Source organism: Microbacterium deminutum, assembly GCF_039530205.1.
Classification (GTDB): domain Bacteria; phylum Actinomycetota; class Actinomycetes; order Actinomycetales; family Microbacteriaceae; genus Microbacterium; species Microbacterium deminutum.
In genome coordinates, this window is sequence record NZ_BAAAOG010000003.1 from 94,768 (window position 1) to 110,720 (window position 15,953).

At 70.3% G+C, this 15,953-nt stretch carries 12 protein-coding genes and 1 riboswitch; of the genes, 4 read left to right on the top strand and 8 right to left on the bottom strand.

All coding sequences use genetic code 11. The annotated features are described in order from the left end of the window. Nucleotides 1-70: 70 nt before the first annotated feature. The gene (locus tag ABD212_RS10720) at nucleotides 71-1,591 is read right to left on the bottom strand and encodes an MDR family MFS transporter (RefSeq protein WP_344094367.1); all 1,521 of its coding nucleotides are present in this window, start codon (nucleotides 1,589-1,591) and stop codon (nucleotides 71-73) included. A 123-nt stretch (nucleotides 1,592-1,714) separates the two neighbouring features. Between ABD212_RS10720 and ABD212_RS10725 the strand changes: the two genes are divergently transcribed. Both ABD212_RS10725 and ABD212_RS10730 read left to right on the top strand, forming a co-directional pair. Then, nucleotides 1,715-2,356: a DUF1345 domain-containing protein gene (locus tag ABD212_RS10725; protein WP_344094370.1), complete on the top strand. Its 642-nt coding sequence runs from the start codon at nucleotides 1,715-1,717 to the stop codon at nucleotides 2,354-2,356. Nucleotides 2,357-2,424: 68 nt separating this feature from the next. Beyond that, nucleotides 2,425-4,449 carry an ABC transporter ATP-binding protein gene (locus ABD212_RS10730; RefSeq protein WP_344094373.1) on the top strand — a complete coding sequence of 675 codons (2,025 nt, stop codon included), beginning with the start codon at nucleotides 2,425-2,427 and terminating at the stop codon, nucleotides 4,447-4,449. Between the two features lie 393 nt (nucleotides 4,450-4,842). Here ABD212_RS10730 and ABD212_RS10735 read toward each other — a convergent pair whose 3' ends face one another. The 7 genes from ABD212_RS10735 to ABD212_RS10765 form a co-directional block, all read right to left on the bottom strand. Further along, nucleotides 4,843-5,631 carry a type IV toxin-antitoxin system AbiEi family antitoxin gene (locus ABD212_RS10735; RefSeq protein WP_344094375.1) on the bottom strand — a complete coding sequence of 263 codons (789 nt, stop codon included), beginning with the start codon at nucleotides 5,629-5,631 and terminating at the stop codon, nucleotides 4,843-4,845. Nucleotides 5,632-6,238: 607 nt separating this feature from the next. Continuing rightward, a complete protein-coding gene (locus ABD212_RS10740; protein WP_344094378.1) occupies nucleotides 6,239-7,210 on the bottom strand; it encodes a glycosyltransferase family 2 protein in 972 nt (323 codons plus the stop codon). Then, the gene (locus tag ABD212_RS10745; protein ID WP_344094729.1) at nucleotides 7,207-8,370 is read right to left on the bottom strand and encodes a cysteine desulfurase family protein; all 1,164 of its coding nucleotides are present in this window, start codon (nucleotides 8,368-8,370) and stop codon (nucleotides 7,207-7,209) included. Before ABD212_RS10745 ends, ABD212_RS10740 begins: the two co-directional genes overlap by 4 nt. A gap of 16 nt (nucleotides 8,371-8,386) precedes the next feature. Further along, on the bottom strand, nucleotides 8,387-9,238 hold the full coding sequence (gene nadC / locus ABD212_RS10750; RefSeq protein ID WP_344094382.1) for a carboxylating nicotinate-nucleotide diphosphorylase: 852 nt from the start codon (nucleotides 9,236-9,238) through the stop codon (nucleotides 8,387-8,389). Next, nucleotides 9,238-10,923: an L-aspartate oxidase gene (nadB, locus tag ABD212_RS10755; protein WP_344094385.1), complete on the bottom strand. Its 1,686-nt coding sequence runs from the start codon at nucleotides 10,921-10,923 to the stop codon at nucleotides 9,238-9,240. The genes nadC and nadB overlap by 1 nt, the downstream gene beginning before the upstream one ends. After that, complete coding sequence (nadA, locus tag ABD212_RS10760; protein WP_344094388.1) at nucleotides 10,920-12,269, bottom strand: quinolinate synthase NadA; 1,350 nt, start codon at nucleotides 12,267-12,269, stop codon at nucleotides 10,920-10,922. Before nadA ends, nadB begins: the two co-directional genes overlap by 4 nt. 22 nt (nucleotides 12,270-12,291) lie before the next feature. After that, nucleotides 12,292-13,032, bottom strand: coding sequence for an NUDIX hydrolase (locus ABD212_RS10765; protein ID WP_344094731.1), 741 nt, complete (start codon nucleotides 13,030-13,032; stop codon nucleotides 12,292-12,294). A 138-nt stretch (nucleotides 13,033-13,170) separates the two neighbouring features. Here ABD212_RS10765 and ABD212_RS10770 point away from each other — a divergent pair, with 138 nt between their 5' ends. Further along, nucleotides 13,171-14,346 carry a MarP family serine protease gene (locus tag ABD212_RS10770; protein ID WP_344094390.1) on the top strand — a complete coding sequence of 392 codons (1,176 nt, stop codon included), beginning with the start codon at nucleotides 13,171-13,173 and terminating at the stop codon, nucleotides 14,344-14,346. Between the two features lie 73 nt (nucleotides 14,347-14,419). Continuing rightward, nucleotides 14,420-14,515: riboswitch (glycine riboswitch) on the top strand. Between the two features lie 281 nt (nucleotides 14,516-14,796). Then, on the top strand, nucleotides 14,797-15,921 hold the full coding sequence (gcvT, locus tag ABD212_RS10775) for a glycine cleavage system aminomethyltransferase GcvT (protein ID WP_344094392.1): 1,125 nt from the start codon (nucleotides 14,797-14,799) through the stop codon (nucleotides 15,919-15,921). Nucleotides 15,922-15,953: the final 32 nt, after the last annotated feature.

Genomic DNA, 15,953 nt, shown 5'->3' on the forward strand with positions numbered 1-15,953 from the left:
GATTCGCGCCGGCCCTCGCCGTTCAGCCTGCCACTCCCGCCGAGCGCAGGACGGTTCCCTCAGCGAACACTCAGTGGGCCGGCGGCGGAGGGTACTCGCCTTCGTCCGGCTTGCGGATGAAGAATGCGCCGACGATGAGTGGCAGCGACACGATGGCGGCGATGACGAACGCGGCGTGAGCGCCCGCGGCGTTCGCAGCGACCTGCGAGGATCCGGCGGCGGCTGCATCTGCCGACACCGCCGAGTAGATCGCGATCAGCAACGCGATCCCCGCTGCGCCCGCGACCTGCTGCACGGTTCCTACCACCGCGGAACCGTAGGAGTAGAAGCGGCGCTCCAGTGATGCCAGGGATGCAGTGAACAGCGGCGTGAACGACATCGCGAGGCCGAGCCACAGCACGGTCTGCGCAATGGCGACCTCCCACACCGGAGTCGTCTCATCGAACGCGGTGAACACCCACAGCAGGGCGCTGGCCACGATCGACCCCGGCACGAGCAGGACCCGCGTGCCCCAGCGGTCGTAGATGCGACCGATCAGCGGTCCGCTGAAGCCCATCGCCAGCGCGCCCGGAAGCACCACGAGCCCGGTCTCGAAGGCCGAGACCTCGAGCACGTTCTGCATGTACAGCGGGATGACGGTGATGGCTCCGAAGAAGGCGATCGAGAGCAGCACCATCTGCCCGATGGCGAGAGAGAAGTTCGCGGAGCGGAAGACCCGCAGATCGAGCAGGGCGTCGTCGACCTTCTGCAGCCGCAGCTGGCGCCAGACGAAGAGTCCCAGTGCGACCACGCCCACCGAGAGAGACACGATGAGCGCGACCGTCGATGCCGCGCCCGCGGCCGCCTCGGCCGCATTCGACGTACTCGCGGCGGCACCGCCGATCTGGCTGAGCCCGTACACGATCCCGCCGAACCCGAGGGCCGACAGGATCACGGACAGCACGTCGATCGGCGCCTTTGTGGTGTCGCCGAGGTTGTGGATCCACCGCGCGCCCGCCGCGAGCGCGAGCAGGGCGATCGGCAGCACGACGGCGAAGATCGACCGCCAGCCCACGGCGTCGAGGAGGAACCCCGAGAGGGTGGGCCCGATGGCGGGAGCGAGCGAGATCACGACGCTGACGCGCCCCATCATCCGCCCACGGGACTGCGGCGGCACGACCGTCATGATGGTCGTCATCAGCAGAGGCATCATGATGGCCGTGCCCGAGGCCTGGACCACCCGGGCAACGAGCAGCACCGGGAATCCGGGAGCCAGCATCGCGATCAGCGTGCCCGCCGAGAAGAGGCTCATCGCCGTCACGAACATGGCCCGCGTGGTGAAGCGCTGCAGCAGGAAGCCCGTGATGGGGATGACGACCGCCATCGTCAGCATGAACGACGTGGTGAGCCACTGCGCCTGAAGGGCCGTGATGCCGAGATCCACCATGAGGTGGGGGATAGCGACGCCCATCGTCGTCTCGTTGAGGATCGCCACGAAGGCGGCGGAGAGCAGCAGCCAGATCACCCGGTTCTGCTCGCGCGTGAGCATCGGGGCGCTGCTCGCCGCGATCCGAACCCTGTCGGTGCCCGGATTCGTATCGGTGGCGGCCATCGGTCGTCTCCTCATCGTCGTGCGGCGCCGACCCGCGCGCGGAGCGCGAGAGGTAGCGGGAATCACTGACGGTAACCGGCCCCGCAGGCGTCGCATTCCCCGATCGCGTGCGAACATTCGGATATGGCAACGGCACCCATCCATCACCGAGTCCTCATGCGGGGGATCGTCGCACTGGTGGTCGGGGTGATCGCGGGGGTGATGGTCACGACGTTCCTGGGGCTCGCGGCGGGTGTGCTCGCAGGCTGGGCCGCCGTGTGCGCCACGAGCGTCATCTGGATCCTGACGATCGTGTGGCCGATGGATGCCGCGGCGACCCGCGATCACGCGACCTCCGAGGATCCCGGCCGCGCCACGGCCAGGCTCGTCGCGGTGATCGGCAGCGTCGCCAGTCTGGGCGCCGTCGCGATCGTCCTCCTCCAGACCAAGACGGCGGGCCAATTCATCGCCTACCTCCTCGCGGCCACCGCCGTGATCGCCGTCGCCTCATCCTGGGCGCTCATCCAGCTCGACTACATGCTGCGGATCGCCGCCGTCTACTACGCGGATCCGGTCGGCGGGATCGACTTCCATCAGTCCGAAGACCCCATGTACAGCGACTTCGCGTATGTCGCGTTCGGGCTCGGAATGACCTACCAGGTCGCTGACACCGACCTCGGGTCGAACCAGCTGCGGCGGATCGTGCTCGCCCAGACGCTGCTCGCGTACCTGTTCGGCGCCGTCATCCTGGCCACGGTCATCAACCTCGTGACGAACCTCGGCTGACCGTCGGCGCAGCCGGGATGACGTCCGCGGCGGCCGCGACGTCCTCCGCGCTGATTAGGCTTGCGCGCATGAGCACGGCAGGACGAGGGGCGGGAGCCCGAGGCGCGGGCGGGGGTCACCCCGGGTTCTGGGGAGTCGACATCGCGGCTCAGAAGAAGCTCAACGCGGCAGCCCCGAAGATCCCCAACCTCGGCGGCCGTGTGGTCGCGCTGTTCCGTCCGTACTGGGGCCGGATCCTCTTCACAGGGTTCCTCGTGGTCGCGGGCGCCGCGATCGCGGTGGTCCCGGCGCTCATCGTGCAGCGGATCTTCGACGACGCGCTGTTCCCCGTCGACGGCGGGGCACCCGACATCCCGCTTCTCTGGCGGCTCGTCACCATCATGATCGCCCTGTTCCTGCTGTCCGCTGGCCTCGGGGTGGTGCAGACCTACCTGACGTCGACCGTCGGCAACCAGGTCACCGGAGACCTGCGCGTGCGCCTTTTCGAGCACCTGCAGGCGATGGAGCTCGGCTTCTTCACCCGGACGAAGACGGGCGTCATCCAGTCCCGCCTGCAGAACGACGTCGGCGGCGTCTCCGGGGTGCTCACCAACACCGTCACGAGCATCCTCGGCAACCTCGTCACGGTGATCGCCTCACTCGTGGCGATGATCCTCATCGACTGGCGCCTCACGCTGATCGCCGTCGTCATGATGCCGTTCCTGGTCGTGGTGCAGCGGCGCGTCGGCCAGGTGCGCGCGCGCATCGCGGGCGAGACGCAGGAGTCGCTGTCGGAGCTCACTGCGATCACCCAGGAGACGCTGAGCGTCTCAGGCATCCTGCTGTCCAAGTCCTTCAACCGCCAGCGCACCGAGTCGGCGCGCTACCAGGACGAGAACCGCAACCAGGTGCGCTTGCAGGTGCGGCGGGCGATGAGCGGGCAGGGGTTCTTCGCCGTCGTGCAGGTGCTGATGGCGAGCGTGCCGGCGGTCATCTACCTGGTGTCCGGGTTCCTCATCGCGGGCGGCACCGACGGGATCACCGCGGGGACGATCGTCGCGTTCACCACGGTCCAGGCGCGCCTGCTGATGCCGCTGATGGGCCTCATGCGCGTGGCGCTCGATCTGCAGACGTCCGAGGCGCTGTTCGCGCGCATCTTCGAGTACCTCGACTTCGTGCCCGCGATCCGCGACGCCCCTGGTGCTATCACGGTGCAGCGGGCTCCCGGCCCGATCAGCCGGATCGAGTTCCGCGATGTCGTCTTCCGGTATCCGGATGCCGCGCCCGACACCCGTCCGACGCTGAGCGGGGTGACGTTCGCGGCCGAGCCGGGGCAGCATGTCGCGTTCGTGGGACCCTCCGGCGCCGGGAAGACGACCGTCCTGTACCTGACGCCCCGCATGTACGAGGCATCCGGCGGTTCGGTGCTGTTCGCAGGCGCCGACGTCCGCGACCTCACCCAGGAGTCGATCATCGACAACGTCGGGATCGTGTCGCAGGAGACGTACCTGTTCCATGCCACGATCCGCGAGAATCTGCGGTACGCCAAGCCCGATGCGAGCGACGCCGAGCTCGAGGACGCGTGCCGGGCCGCGAACATCCATCACGTGATCGAGAGCTTCGAGGACGGCTACGACACGATCGTGGGCGAACGCGGCTACCGCCTGTCGGGCGGTGAGAAGCAGCGGATCGCCATTGCCCGCGTCCTGCTGAAGGACCCGCCCGTGCTGCTGCTCGACGAGGCGACGTCGGCGCTCGACACCGTCTCGGAGCGCGTCGTGCAGGAGGCGCTGGATGCCGCCGCGCGCGGCCGCACCACGCTCTCGATCGCGCATCGGCTGTCGACCGTGATCAGCGCCGACGTCATCCACGTCGTCGAAGGGGGCCGGATCGTCGAATCGGGTACGCACAGCGTGCTCCTCGCGGCGGGCGGCCTCTACGCCGAGCTCGCCGCCGAGCAGCTCGCGGCTTCGCGGATCCTCGAGACCGAAGAGGCCGTCCCGGTCGCCGACCACCCGGAACGGCGAGCCGACCAGCCGCCCATCGATGTGACGGCATCCGACAGCTCCCTCGTCGGCGGCCCGGTGTTCGTGCCCGACGTGCCGGGGGCTTAGCGCGTCGACCCTGTGCCGCTGGGTCGGCGTGGCCGCGCGCTTGTGGGCCGACCTCGAGTTGCCTCGACCGGTTGAGATGCGGGTGCGGGATACCGCCGATCGGGGTATCTGGTGACAAGCGGGCGCGCCCGCGGGGTCGGGGCGGGGCGCTGGCTTGGGGGGCGTGGCCGGGCGCTTTGCGGCTGTACGCCGAGTTGCCTCGATCGGTGAAGATTCGGGTGCGGGATACCGCCGATCGGGGTATCTGGTGACAAGCGGGCGCGCCCGCGGGCTGCGGCACCTCTATGCGGGTGCGGGGCTTCGGGATGAACGCTCCGGGTCTTGTGGCGGGACGCCGTTGAGTTGCCTCGATGGGTCGGAAGGCGAGTGCGGGATGCCGCCGCTCGCGCCGGCTCACCGCTCCATGGCCACGCGAAGGTCGGCGAGGAAGTCCTCGGGGCCGTCGAGGTCGGCTTGTGTGACGCTGAGGTAGGTCCATCCGAGCGCCTCGAGCCGCCGGCGTCTCTTCAGGTCTGCCCGCCATTGGTCCTGCTGTCGGTGATAGTCGCCCTCGTACTCGATGGCGATCTTCAGTGCGGGATACGCAAGGTCGACGCGGCCGACGAGACGCCCTCGCCCATCGAAGACCGACTCGTTGCACGTCGGCGTCGGAAACCCAGCCTCGATGATCGCGACGCGCAGCTCGGACTCCTTCGGTGACTCGGCATCCTGGTCGAGCAGTTCGAGTGCGCGGCGCAGGCGCCGGATGTTGCGGCGTCCCCGATAGCTTGCGACGTTGCGCTCGAGGTCTTTCCGAGTGAGCAGACCGCCGTGACGCCGGATGAGCGTGTCACCGACAGCGACCAGCTGCCCTAGCGTGAGACACGCCGCCAAGTCGCAGAACGTGCGTTCGGGAGTCGTCGCATGGACGCCGGTTCGCTTGTCGACATCCTTCGGTCCCAACTGCGCCTGGTGGCCGCGCACGGCATTTCCGCGCGGCGCCCGTTGACCCCGCGGGACTGTGATCTCGAAGATGTCGGCACGCTCGTGCTCCGCTGGAAGAGGCAGGCCATGCAGCCGTGCTGCCGTGAGGTGGCTGAATGCCGCCTTGCCGGAAAGCCGCGTGGCGCGCGCACTGCACCGTTGCGCGAAACTCAGCTTCGCCTTGGCCGGAACCCGGACACCGTAGTACGGCTGCGACAAGTCCTTGGCTCTCGTCCTGGACCGGGAGACCCCGGCGGCATGAGCACGTGAGACGGAGAAGGACCGACCGCGGAACGGTTCTGGGAGGGGATCGGGGCGACGTGGCATCCCGAAAGCCTCCGCTCTCGGGTGTCGGCTCCGGCCCCTTCAACAGCGATCGGGGATGGGCTCGTATCGGACCGCCGCTGTGGAGGACTCGACGGTGACGTCGGCAGTTCGACCGGGGACTGGTGGTGCCCAGTTGCCCAGATCGGTCGTTCTCAGGAGCGGGAATGCCGCCGATCGGAGTACTTCGGCGAGGAGGGCGAAAAGCGCTACCCCGGGTACGACGGGAGACGGCCGATCACGCGAAACGCTCCAGTTGCCCCGATCGGTCGGTCTCACCGACGAGGATGCGGCCGATCGGGGGCAACTCGGGCGATCGCAAGCGTAGCGAGGCTTCCGGGTGGACGAGGCCCGGCCCCCGGCGCCCGTGGCTCGACGCCGGATTGCCCTGATCGGCGGAGATGCGAGTGCGGGATGCCGCCGATCGGGGCATCTCGGCGGATCACCGCGCTGCGGTCGGCGGGCTGCCGAGCGGCCGCGCACCGCGCGGGCGCGGACCCCCCTACCAGAGCCGGGCGGCGCCGAGCGCGGTGGAGACCTCAGGGTCGAGGTCAGGGCGATCCGCCTCGGCCCGATCCCAGAGCTCGCGCGTGAAGGCACCGACGCCGCGGCGGTAGGCGTCGTCGGGGTGGTCGCGCGCGATCGCGATGAGCGGGGGCAGGTCCATCGCGAGGATCAGCCGCACCCGGGCTGACGCTGCCGCCCGCTGGCCGGCTGTGTCGAGCACGGCGATCCCTCCGGCGAGCGCCGCGAGGTAGTCCAGCAGCACGCTCAGCTGGTCTTTGTGCTGGGTGATGGACGAGCCGTCGGCGCGCTCCCGCCACTCCACGACGACATCCGGGATGACGTCGAACGCCCGAGCCCGCGTGTACATCTGCTGCGCGACGATCTGATCCTCGTACGCCACGCCGACCGGGAAGCGCAGCCTGGTGCGCTGCCACAGCCCGGTGCGGCTGACCTTCGACCACGCGACGATGTTGGCGCTCACCTCCGGGTGATGCTCGAGGGTCGTCCCGGTGCGCGCCGGGTCGGTGGATGCCGCGACCCAGGGCTGCACCGCACCGGAGACGTAGCCGCCGTCTGAGTCGGGCCGCAGCCGGACGTACGCGCCGACCGCGAAGTCGCTCCCGCTCGCGGAGACCGTGCCGACGAGCCGCTCGAGCGCCCGAGGCGTCAGCCGATCGTCGGCATCCAGGAACGCGACGAACGGCGTGTCGACGAGGTCGAGCCCGGTGTTGCGGGCGGCGCCGAGGCCCGCCCGTGCTGCGTGGTGCACCACGCGGAACCGCCCGTCCGCAGCGGCGGCGGCGTCGAACATCGCGCCCGTGTCGTCGGTCGAGGCGTCGTCGATGAGGATCGCGATCCAGTCGTCGCGCGTCTGCGCCCGAAGCGAATCGAGCGCGTCGACGGCGTACTCCGCGACGTCGAACCCGGGAACGATGACCGTGACGGCGGGCGTGGCGAGGAGGGTCACTCGCCCGATTGTACGGCGAGGACGGATGCCGCGACCGCGTCGGCGACGCCCTCGAGCGACTCGCGCTGAGCGTGCGAGAACGTGAATCGCACCGCGGTCTGCGCCACCTCGGCGGGGACCCCCAGGGCGACGAGGACGTGCGACGGCTCGTCGCTTCCCGCGGCGCACGCCGACCCGCTCGACGATACGACGCCGCGCCGCTCGAGCTCCAGCAGGATCGCCTCGCCGCTGGTGCCGGCGAACGTGAAGCTGGCCACGCCCGGCAGGCGGTGGACCGGGTCGCCGGTCAGCCGCGCCGACGACACCTTCGCGAGGACGCGGTCGACGAACCGGTCCCGCAGCGCGGCGACGCGAGCGGATGCCTCGACCCGCTCCCGTTCGGCGAGTTCGAGCGCGGTCGCGAGGCCGACGGCTCCCGCGACGTCCTCGGTGCCGCTGCGGCGCCCCCGCTCCTGGCCGCCGCCGTGCAGGAGCGGTTCGAGCGGGATGCGTCCGCGCACCGCGAGGACCCCGGTGCCCTTGGGCGCTCCGAGCTTGTGACCGGCGATGGAGACGGCATCTGCGCCGAGATCGTCGGCCGACAGGGTCAGCCAGCCCGCCGCCTGCACCGCGTCGATGTGGACGGGGATGCCCCGCGCATGCGCGACCGCGGCGATGGCCGCGACATCCTGGACGGTGCCGACCTCGTTGTTCGCGTAGCCGAAGGTCACGAGCAGCGTGTCGTCTCGCAGCGCGGCGGCCACTGCGGCAGGATCGATGCGTCCGCCCTCGTCCACGGCGACGCGTGTCACATCGAAGCCGTGGATGCGCCGCAGATAGTCGACGGACTCGATGATCGATTCGTGCTCGATCGCCGTCGTCACGATGTGCCCGGCATCCGCCGCGCCCTTGGCCGCGCGCAGCGACTTCGCTGCGATCGCGATGCCCTTCACCGCGAGGTTGTTCGCCTCGGTGCCGCCCGATGTGAACACGATGTCGCCCGCCCGCATGCCGAGCACCCGCCCCACCCGCGCGCGTGCATCGGCGAGCGCGTGGGCAGCGGCCTCGCCGACGGTGTGGTGGCTCGAAGGGTTGCCGAACCAGCGCGTGAGGTACGGCATCATCGCCTCGAGCACCTCGGGGCGCACCGGGGTGGTGGCCGCGTTGTCGAGGTAGAGCATGCTCACGCGGGGGACCTCACGAGATCCGGATGTCGAGACCGAGGTCGAGCGCCCGCGCCGAGTGGGTGAGCGCTCCGACGGAGATGACATCCACCCCGGTCTCGGCGATCGCCCGCACGGTCTCGAGCGAGACGCCGCCCGATGCCTCGACGGTCGCCCTCCCGCCGATCTGGGCGACACCCGTGCGGAGATCCTCCAGCGAGAAGTTGTCGAGCATGATGGTGCCGATGCCGGCCGCCAGCATGGCCTCGATCTGATCCAGCCGATCCACCTCGACCTCGACGTGGGTGGTGTGGGGGAGTCGCGCGATCGCGCCCTGCAGCGCGGCCGTGATCGAGACCCCGGTGCGGGTCAGCACAGCGAGGTGGTTGTCCTTGGCCATGACCGCGTCCGAGAGCGAGTAGCGGTGGTTGTGGCCGCCGCCGTTGACCACCGCGTGACGCTCGAATGCCCGCAGTCCCGGCGTCGTCTTGCGGGTGTCCGCGATGCGCGCGCCGGTGTGGGCGACCTCGGCGACGTATCGGGCGGTGAGGGTGGCGATGCCCGACATCCGCTGCGTGAAGTTCAGGCCGATGCGCTCGGCGGTCAGCACCGAACGGGCGGGGCCGGTCACGACCGCCAGCACGGCGCCCGCCTCGAACCATTCGCCGTCTTCGACGATCGACTCGACCTCGGTGCGCGGGTCGGTCAGCCGGAAGGCCGCCGCGAACACCTCACCGCCGCTGAACACGCCGTTCTCGCGTGCGACCAGGTCGGCACGGGCCATCGCGGTCTCGATGATGAGGTACTCGCTGGTGATGTCGCCCCAGGGCGCGTCCTCTTCGAGTGCGGCCGAGACGACGCGGTCGATCGTGGCCCTCGTGAGCATCAGGCTGCCCCGACAGCGACCGCAGCAGGGCTGGATGTCGCGGCATCCGTCGACGACACGCCCGGGTCGTCGCTGCGGAAATGCGCGCCGACCGAATGCGTTCGGCGCAGCGCAGCGTCGACCAGGCGGGTCGCGACGAGCAGGAGATTCTCGTCCTCGAACTCGGTCTCGGTGCGCGGCGTGCGGGGGATCTCGTTCCACGCGGCGAGCATTCCCGCGGCGTGGGTGAGCCCGGCCTCGTCGCGTACGAGTCCGGCATCCTCCCACATCAGCCGCTGCAGCGCCGCCCTCGAGAAGGCCGGCGGATCCGCCCGTTCCGCTGTCATTACACGCCGATCGGACTCGGCGTATTGCGACCGGTGAGCGGGGGTCGGGGCGACGGGCCAGCCGCCGGAGGCCGTGTCGGCGGAGGTCGGGATGACGGGCCAGGCGCCCGACGCCGCGTCCGCGGCGAGCGCGTCGCCGGCCCGGGCGCCGAACACGGCGCCCTCGAGGAGCGAGTTCGACGCCAGGCGGTTGGCACCGTGCACTCCGGTGTGTGCGACCTCGCCCACCGCGTAGAGCCCGGGCAGGCTCGTGCGACCGACGAGATCCGTCGTCACGCCGCCCATCAGGTAGTGCGCGGCCGGGGTCACGGGAATCGGGTCGCGCGCCCAGTCGAGACCGCGGTCGCGCACGGCACGGTCGATCGTCGGGAAGCGGCGAGCCAGGAACTCGCGGCGCTCCTCGTACGTCGGGCGCAGGCCGGTCGCGTCGAGGAAGACGGACCGGCCGTCCTGCGCGTCCATCTGCCGTGCGATCGCGCGGGCGACGACGTCGCGCGGGGCGAGCTCGCCGTCGGGGTGCGAGTCGAACGCGAAGCGGCGGCCGCGCTCGTCGACGAGGATCGCGCCCTCGCCGCGCACGGCTTCGGACACCAGGAACGCCTCGCCGACGCCGCCGGCCTCGAGTACCGTCGGGTGGAACTGGAAGAATTCCAGGTCGCGCACCCCGGCGCCGGCGCGGACCGCGGCGGCGATGCCGTCGCCGGTGGCGACGTGCGGGTTCGTCGAGTGCGCGTACAGCTCGCCCGCGCCGCCGGTCGCGAGCACGACCGCGTCGGCGTCGACCAGTTCACGCTCGGCGTCGTCCACGAGCAGCTCGACACCGCTCGCGCGACCGTCTCGCATCAGGATGTCGATCAGGAATGCGTGCTCGATCACCCGGACGTCACTGGCCCGCAGCCGGGCGACGAGCGCTCTCTCGATCGCGGTACCGGTCGCGTCGCCGCCGGAGTGGAGGATCCGGGGGTAGGAGTGGGCGGCCTCGAGCCCCTTCACGAAGTCGCCGTGCCCGTCGCGGTCGAACGCGACGCCGAGGCCGATGAGCTCGCGGATGCGGGCAGGACCCTCGTCCACCAGCACGCGGACGGCCTCCGGATCGCTCAGGCCGGCTCCCGCGATCAGCGTGTCGCGGATGTGGTCCTCGGCGCGGTCGTCCGCGAACATCACGCCCGCGATGCCGCCCTGGGCGTAGCGGGTGTTCGCGTGCTCGAGCACGTCCTTCGTCACGAGGGTGACGCGGCATCCGCTCTGCACGGCGTGCAGCGCCACCGTCAGCCCGGCGATGCCGCTTCCCACGACGACGGCGTGGATCTTCTGCTCGGTCGTCGGGCGAGCGAAGCGAGACGAATCGCGGCGCGTCATGAGGCGTGCTCCCAATCGGAGATCGGCGCCGCCGGCGGCTTGGCCGCCAGCATCCGCTCGAGGGCCAGACGTGCCGGGTCTGCGACGTCGGAAGGCACGAGGATGCGGTTGCGCACCTCGCCGTCGACGAGACCCTCGAGCACCCAGGCGAGGTAGCCGGGGTGGATGCGGTACATCGTGGAGCACGGGCACACCACGGGGTCGAGGCAGAAGATCTCGTGCTGCGGGTTGTCGGCGGCGAGCCGCTGCACCAGGTTGACCTCGGTGCCGATCGCGAAGGTCGTGGGCTCGGTCGCGGCCTCGATCGCCTTGCGGATGTAGTCGGTGGATCCGGACTCGTCCGCGGCGTCGACGACGGCCATCGGGCACTCCGGGTGCACGATGACCCGCACGCCCGGGTGCCCGGCGCGCGCCTTCTCGACCTGCTCGACGGTGAACCGCCGGTGCACCGAGCAGAAGCCATGCCACAGGATCACGCGGGCATCATCGAGCTCGCGCGCGGTCGAACCGCCCAGGGGCTTGCGCGGGTTCCACATCGGCATCTGCTCGAGGGGCACGCCCATCGCCTTGGCGGTGTTGCGGCCGAGATGCTGGTCGGGGAAGAACAGCACCCGGCGCCCGCGCTCGAACGCCCACTCCAGCACGGTGCGCGCGTTCGACGACGTGCAGACGATGCCGCCGTGGCGCCCGACGAAGCCCTTGATGGCCGCCGAGGAGTTCATGTACGTGACGGGGATCACGGGCACGAGCCCGTTCGCGTCGACGCCGTCCATGTCGCCGTAGACCTCTTCGAGCTGCTCCCAGCACTCCTCGACCTGGTCGATGTCGGCCATGTCGGCCATCGAGCAGCCCGCCGCGAGGTTCGGCAGGATGACGGCCTGCTGGGGCCCCGACAGCAGGTCCGCGGTCTCGGCCATGAAGTGCACGCCGCAGAACACGATCGCCTCGGCCTCGGGATGCGCCTTGGCAGCGTTCGCGAGCTGGAACGAGTCGCCGACGTAGTCCGCGTGCCGCACGACCTCTTCGCGCTGGTAGAAGTGACCGAGGATCATCACCCGGTCGCCGAGGATCCGCTTGGCGGCACGCACCCGCGCGTCGAGCTCGTCCGCCGCCGCCTCGCGGTACTCGGCCGGGAGCTCGCCCTGACGGGGGGAGCCGGTCGGGATGACGTCGCCCATCGACGAGCCCGGACCGTAGCCGGGTCGCGCGTCGAAGTTCCACGGTCCGGCGGCCAGATCGGTGTTGCAGGTCTCGGCGGTCGACGCGCCGGCCACGATCGCCTGGATCGCGTGGTCGACGGAGGGGTCCATCGGCCGGGGCTGCAGGGTCAGGGATGTCGCGCTCATGAGGTGCTCGATTCGCTCTCGGTCAGTGTCGGACGAGCGGGCCGCGGTCAGCGAGCTCGACGTCCTGGTTGTAGCGGTACAGCCGCGCGGGACGATGGCTGCCCGTGCGGAAGCGGTCGGTGGGAAGGAGGTTGCCGGAGTTCTCGACCTGACGGCGGAAGTTCGCCGGATCGAGTCGTCGGCCGAGGATGGCCTCGTACACCTCTCGCAGTTCGGCGAGGGTGAACTCGTCGGCGAGCAGGCCGTGGGCGATCCGGCTGTAGCCGACCTTGTTGCGCAGTCGCCACAGCGCGTACTCGACGATCTCGTTGTGGTCGAACGCGAGACGGGGGAGGGATGCCGCATCGAACCACGACGTGTTCTCGAACACGCTTGCGGGCGTCATCCGGGTCGGCTCGTCCGCGTCGGAGGCGTCGACCTCGTCCGAGCGAAGCAGCGCCCAGTAGACGATCGACACGACACGGCTGGGGGAGCGATCCACCGCCCCGAACGCGTACAGCTGCTCGAGGAAGCTGGGTGCCAGCCCGGTCGTCTCGGCGAGGGTGCGGGATGCCGCGGCATCCAGGCTCTCGGCGATGTCCAGCCATCCGCCCGGAAGCGCCCACAGGCCTTCGTACGGGTCGCGCGTGCGGCGCACGAGGGGGATGACCACCGTCGCCCGATCCGCTCCGGGATCCCGCCCCAGGGTGAAGATCACCGTGGAGACGGCGACCCGCGTCGTGTCCTCGGCGTGAGCGGAGGACGTGTTCGCGATGGTTCCCATTGTTTGTGTCATGTTGACCCTAAGTGGTGTACCCATCTTATAGTCATTCCGACCTGAAGGTCAAATCCCGGTTGCCCGCGGGACATCCACAGCACGACCGCCTACTCTTGCGGCTGACCGGACTGTGGAGGACACCGAGTGCTGATCGTGGATGTGGTGATCGTCGTCATCCTCGTCATCGCGCTGGTCGCGGGCGTGCAGCGGGGGCTGCTCGCGAGCCTGGGCACGATCGTCGGCCTCATCCTCGGGGGCGTCGCGGCGTTCTGGCTGCTGCCGCTCGTGAGTGCATGGCTGCCGTCCCCGGTCTGGCGCGGCGCGGCGGTGCTCGGGGTCGGAGTCGGGCTGCTGCTATTGGGCGCAACGGTCGGCTCAGTGGTCGGAGCAGCGCTGCGAAAGGGCGTCGATCGCACTCCGCTGAAGGGATTCGAGCGCTTCCTCGGCGGCGTCGCGAGTGTCGTCGTCGCCGCGCTTGCGATCGCGCTGGTCGCACCGACGATCGCGATCGCCGGCATGCCGGCCGTCTCGACGGCCATAGCGTCGTCGCGGATCCTGCAGGGCATCGATGCGCTGATACCCCCGCCGATCGATGCGACGATCGCCCAGCTGCGCGCGTCGGTGATGGGCGATGGCCTGCCTCGGCTGCGCGCGCTGCTCGGACCGGATGCCGGCGTCACCGCCTCACCCCCGATCGCGATGGACGATCCGCAGCTCGAGAAGGCTGCGGCATCCGTCGCCCGCATCTCGGGAGTCGCGTATGCGTGCGGCACCGGGATGACCGGATCGGGCTTCGTGGTGGCGAAGGATCGGCTGATCACGAACGCGCACGTCGTCGCGGGCGTCGAAACCCCGATCGTCGAACTGCCCGGACGCGCCGCACGCGAGGGCCGGATCGTCTACTTCGACCCGGTGGAGGATCTCGCGGTGATCTCTGTCGACGGCCTCGACGCGCCGCCGATCGATCTGTCTCCCGTGCTCAGGGCGGGCGCCGCCGCAGCGGTCGAGGGCTACCCGAACGGCGGCCCGTTCACCGCGGTGCCCGCGACAGTGCTCTCGGTCGGGACCGTTCCGGTGCCGGATGTCTACGACCAGAGCGCCGCGCCGCGCGAGATCTATGCTCTGGATGCCGCCGTCCGCCCGGGAAACTCCGGCGGCCCGCTGCTCGCATCCGACGGGCGCGTTGCGGGGCTGGTGTTCGCGCGGGGCGTCGACGACGAATCCCGGGGATACGCCATGACCACCAGCGAGCTCGCTCCGGTCATCGCCGGTGCCGAGGATCTTCGATCCGCCGTCGCTCCGGGGCACTGCACGCGGTGAGCGGCGCGCGGTCGGCGCCGTCCAACGGTCGGCGCCCCGGGTATGCTTGACGCGCAACTGAAGACAAGGCCGAACGACCCCCGCGGGAGAGCCTCGACAGCACCATCGTCGGGCACCGAAGGAGCAAGCCTCCCCGCCAATCTCTCAGGTCCCGTACCGCCCGGGTCCGGCCGCTCTGGAAAGCGATTTCGAGCGAGCGAAGCGAGCAAGAAATCGGGTTGAGCAGGGCGCGCGCAGCGCCCCTGTCGAAACCCCTTACCGCCAGCCGACCCCAACGCGTCTCCACCTCGGAGTCCTGTAGCCAGGCCAGCGTCCGAAATCCGCCGAAGGTGAAAGCCCACGGCATCCCGTCATCCGACGCGATGCCCGCGGCGAAGCTCTCAGGCCCATGACAGAGGGGGAGTTCTCAGACGCCGTCCGGCGTCTGCCCGATCGCCGACGGGAGAACTCATGACCGACCCCCGCACCACACCCTTGCACGCGCGCCACGAGGCGCTCGGCGCGTCCTTCACCGACTTCGGCGGATGGCTCATGCCGGTGCGCTACTCGTCCGATCTCGCCGAGCACCACGCCGTGCGCACCACGGCCGGACTCTTCGACATCTCGCACATGGCCGAGTTCTTCGTCTCGGGAGAGGGGGCGGGCGCCTTCCTCGACTACGCCCTCGCGGGTCGCCTCTCGACGCTCGCGGATGACCAGGCGAAGTACAGCCTGCTGCTCGACGTCGACGGCGGGATCATCGACGACGTCATCGTCTACCGGTACCACGCCGAGCGGTACATGGTCGTGGCGAACGCCGGCAACCGGGATGCCGTCGCCCCCGCGCTCCTCGACCGCTCGCTGGGGTTCGAGGTCGAGGTCGACGACGCCACCGAGCGCATCGCCCTCATCGCGGTGCAGGGGCCTGCCGCACAGGCGATCCTGGCGGCGACGGCAGGGGTCACCGGCATCCGCTTGCCGCTCGACGAGCTCAGGTACTACCGCATGACGCACGCCGAGTACGCGGTCGCCGGCGCGGATTCCGTACCGGTGGACATCGGCCGCACCGGTTACACCGGCGAGGACGGCTTCGAGCTCTACCTCGACGCGTCGGCGGCGGGAGCGCTGTGGGACGAGGTGCTCGCTGCGGGGGAACCGCACGGGCTGGTCCCCGCCGGTCTCGCCGCCCGCGATACGCTTCGCCTGGAGGCGGGGATGCCGCTCTACGGCCACGAGCTCTCGCGCGACGTCGTGCCCGCGCAGGCCGGCCTGGCGCGCGTCGTCGCCGCCGACAAGGACGATTTCGTGGGCCGCGCAGGGCTCTCCGCAGTCGTCGCCTCGGATGCACCCGTCCTCGTGGGACTCGTCTCCGACGGCAGACGCGCGGGCCGGGCGGGCTACGGGGTGTACGACGGCGACACCCGCGTCGGCGAGATCACCAGCGGGGCACTCAGTCCCACGCTCGGATACCCGATCGCCATGGCGTTCGTCTCGCCGCGTGCGAGCGAGCCCGGAACCGAACTGACCATCGACGTGCGGGGGACGCGCATACTCGCGACCGTGACCGCGTTGCCGTTCTACCGGCGTGCCCGGTGATCTGCGCGCCCCTATCCAGAATCCACCGACCG